We start from the raw sequence: 3564 nt of genomic DNA, 5'->3' as shown, positions 1-3564 counted from the left end.
TGCGCCAAAGGGGTCCCGTTTGGACGCCGATCACCCCGGAAGCGGGGTCCTTATTCCATGCTGATCAACAGATCGCGCCTTGAGACCTGCCCGCCCGGGTAGTTGATCAGCACCCGACGGCGGGCAACCTTCGACGACGGAGGTGCGCTCGCATGATCGTTGAGTACATCCGCTACCAAGCCGAGCCGCGCCGTGCGCAAGCCATCATGGACGCGTACCGCGCCGCTGCCATTCACCTGCGCGCCGCGCCCGAGTGCCTGTCCCAGGAAGTGGCCGTGTGCGAGGTGGACCCGGGCGCCGTCATCGTGCGGCTGACCTGGAGTTCGGCCGAGGCTCACCTTCAGGGCTTCCGCCGAGGGCCGCACTTTCCGCCGTTCCTGGCGTTGGTACGGCCGTTCGTGCCCGACATAGCTGAGATGCGCCACTACCGGCCAGTGGCGCTCGAGTGAGACTGAAGCGGCGCGCCCTGCATCCTTTGTTCTTCGGGCACCGCAGTAACGGCTTGCAAGGGCGAGCCCGGACCCCGCAGTGGAGGTGATCTTGGCCATGTAGTCAACGCTTGTTGTTCCCAGCCCAACCTTGCTCCATCCATTCGGCCCGGAGCGGTCTTGCGTTGCCCCGGCCTTACCTTAATCAAACCAGAGCCTGCCTATGATCACTCCCGACGACCTTGCCGCCGAGGATGGCCTCGGGCTGGCTGCCCGGATCGCCCGACGGGAGCTGTCGGTGCGGGAGGCGGTGGATGCCGCCATCGACACGATTGAGCGGCTCAACCCGCATCTGAACGCCGTAGTGGACGAGCGCTTCGTCGCGGCCCGGGCCGAGGCCGACCGGATGGATCGGGAACGGCCCGAGGCGCCGGGGCCGCTCTGGGGCGTGCCCTTCCTCCTCAAGGACGTGAACCTCTACTCCTCGGCGCTGCCCACGCGCTTCGCTTCACGCTTCTTTGCTGGCGCAACCCCCAGGGGAGACAGCACCCTGGTGCGGCGTTGGCGCGAGGCCGGGCTTGTCATCCTCGGGACCACGAACACGCCCGAATTCGCGGCCGATTTCACGACGGAGCCCTTGGCCTATGGCCCCTGCCGCAATCCCTGGAGCCTGGGCGCCACCGTCGGTGGCTCCAGCGGTGGGGCCGCAGCGGCCGTATCGGCAGGGATGGTGCCACTCGCGCACGGCACCGACCTCGGCGGCTCCATTCGCATCCCTGCTGCATGCTGCGGCGTGTTCGGCTTCAAGCCCTCGGTGGGGCTCAACCCGCTAGGCCCCTGGTGGGAGGAGATCGCGGGCGGGCTCGACGCCGACCACGTGCTCACGCGCACCGTGCGCGACAGCGCCGCCGCCCTCGACCTTACGGCCGGACCGGACGCGGGCACGCGGCTTGGACGTCGGCCGCCCCCGGGCGGGTTCCTGGCCGCGCTTGACGCGCCGCTCGCGCCCCTGCGGATCGGGGTGACGGTCGAGGACGCCTTCGGCCGCCGGGCCAGCGCGGCGCAGGTCGCCGCGGTCGAGCACGTCGCCGAGCTGATCGAAGCGATGGGGCGCCGGGTCGAGCCTTATGGCTACCCGCCCGAAGCTGGAGGGGGCGCCTGGTTCGACGCACTCTGGACGCCTGACGTCCTGCATCTCGTGCGCGAGCGGGCCAAGGAGATCGGGCGCGAGCCGCGCCGAGATGAGCTCGAGCCCATGACCTGGGCGCTACTCGAACTGGCCGAGGATCTTTCCGCCCTCGACCATCTCCGGGCCCGCCTTGCCATGACAGCGGCCGCGCAGGCCATCGGGCGCTCGATGGAGGGGCTCGACCTCGTGCTTTCCCCCGCGCTGAGCGAGGACCCCCCGCTACTCGGCTTGCTGACCTTCGAGGCATGTGGTCGTGACCTCGGGCGATGGATCGAGCGCGGCTATGGCTTTGCGCCGTTCGCCACGCCGGCCAACCTGGCCGGGCAGCCCGCGGCGGTACTGCCCGTGACGGTCAGCGACCGCGGCTTGCCGGTGGCGGTGCAGTTCGCGGGCCGGCCCGGAGATGACGCCCTCGTCCTGCATATGGCCAGGAACGTCGAGGCGGCCGTGGGCTGGCAGGGCCTGGCCAGGTCCGAACGCTGGATGAGGGAAGAAGGTCAGACGGATGAGCCCATGACTTCTGTCGAGTGAACCCCGCAGCCCGAAGCGACGGCTTGAAAGCCTCGCGGTGACAGCGAAGATCATCGATGCCTGGATCGAGAACCGCGGGCAGTGACGCCGTCAGGCCCTGACCCGCTCGGATCTGGGATCATACATCGGCGTCAGGCTCGCCTGAGCCTCCACCAGCCGTCCGGCCACTTCGACCTGATAGCGGGAGGCCAGCATCTCAGCCTCGGGCTCGCCGGGCTCGCGGCAAGGCACGTAGCCCAGGCCCATCGCTCCTCCCAGCGCATGTCCGTAGTTGCCCGATGAGAGCTGGCCCACGATGCGGTTGTCCCGGAGGATGGGCTCGTTGTGGAACAGAAGCGACTCGGGGTCGGTCAGGCGGAACTGCATGAGCCGGCGCGACAGGCCGGCTTCGCGCTTCCTCAGGACGGCCTCGCGTCCGAGAAAGTCGCCCTTCGCCATCTTGACCGTGAAACCCAGGCCTGCCTCGAGTACGTGGTCCTCGTCCGTGATGTCGTGGCCCCAGTGCCGGTAAGCCTTCTCGATCCGGCAACTGTCCATCGCATGCAGGCCGCAGAGCTTGAGCCCCAAGGACTCGCCTGCCTCCACTAGCACTTCCCAGACATGCGCAGCCTGATCAGAGGAGACGTACAGCTCCCAGCCGAGCTCGCCCACGTAGGTCATGCGGTGTGCGCGTGCCAGACCCATGCCGATCTCGACCTCTCGCGCGGTCCCGAACGGGAAGGCCTCATTGGAGAAGTCGTTGGGCGACACGGCGGCCAGCACCTCGCGCGCCTTTGGCCCCATGAGCGGCAGCACGGCTTCGGCCGCGGTCACGTCAGTGATGACGGCCAGATCATCCCCGAGGTGCCGCCGCAGCCAAGCCAGGTCGCGCTGCAGCGTCGCGCCCGGCACCACGAGCAGGAACGCCGTCTCGGACAGGCGCGTCACCGTCAGGTCGCTCTCGATACAACCGCGGGCGTTCAGCATCGGCGTGTAGACAATCCGTGCCACGGCCACGTCGATCTGGCCTGCGCAGACCCGCTGGAGGAACGGAAGCGCCCCTGGGCCTTCCACGCGGATCTTGCCGAAGGACGACATGTCGAGGAGGCCCACGCCGGTGCGCAATGCCATGTGCTCCTCGCGCTGGTTTTCGAACCAGTTCTGGCGGGCCCAGGTGTAGCGGTACTCGCGCTCCTGCCCGTTCCGGGCGAACCAGTTGGCCCGCTCCCATCCGGCGGTCTCGCCGAACACGGCCCCGCGCGCCTTAAGGTGCTCGTGCAGCGGGCTGCGCCGCACGCCCCGCGCGGTGGCCGGCTGACGGTAGGGGAAGTGGTCGGCTTAGAGGAGGCCCAGCGTCTCCGTCACCCGCTCTGGCCAGCCCCCGATCACGGTTCCGGGGTCAATGATAGTTCGTGGGGGCATGCTGGGCTAGCGAGA

2 protein-coding genes and 1 pseudogene are annotated in these 3564 nt (G+C 68.8%); 2 read left to right on the top strand and 1 reads right to left on the bottom strand.

Going from position 1 to position 3564, the window contains the following annotated elements; genetic code table 11:
- The first annotated feature begins 152 nt into the window (after nt 1-152).
- Together FHG71_RS22860 and FHG71_RS22855 are read left to right on the top strand one after the other, a co-directional pair.
- The gene (locus FHG71_RS22860) at nt 153-449 is read left to right on the top strand and encodes a putative quinol monooxygenase (RefSeq protein WP_139084090.1); all 297 of its coding nucleotides are present in this window, start codon (nt 153-155) and stop codon (nt 447-449) included.
- A 202-nt stretch (nt 450-651) separates the two neighbouring features.
- Nucleotides 652-2148, top strand: coding sequence for an amidase (locus tag FHG71_RS22855; protein WP_139084088.1), 1497 nt, complete (start codon nt 652-654; stop codon nt 2146-2148).
- 90 nt (nt 2149-2238) lie between these two features.
- Here FHG71_RS22855 and FHG71_RS22850 read toward each other — a convergent pair.
- A pseudogene (locus FHG71_RS22850) lies at nt 2239-3498 on the bottom strand (glycine cleavage T C-terminal barrel domain-containing protein); the annotation flags it as partial.
- Between the last annotated feature and the right edge of the window lie 66 nt (nt 3499-3564).

It is taken from the genome of Rubellimicrobium roseum (assembly GCF_006152145.1).
In the GTDB taxonomy this organism is placed as follows: Bacteria; Pseudomonadota; Alphaproteobacteria; order Rhodobacterales; family Rhodobacteraceae; genus Rubellimicrobium; species Rubellimicrobium roseum.
This window is presented reverse-complemented; position numbering and strand designations above follow the sequence as displayed.

Bases quoted from the DNA above. Each gene is read 5' to 3' on its own strand.
- FHG71_RS22860 (WP_139084090.1), top strand. From the start codon at position 153: ATGATCGTTGAGTACATCCGCTACCAAGCCGAGCCGCGCCGTGCGCAA.
- FHG71_RS22855 (WP_139084088.1), top strand. From the start codon at position 652: ATGATCACTCCCGACGACCTTGCCGCCGAGGATGGCCTCGGGCTGGCT.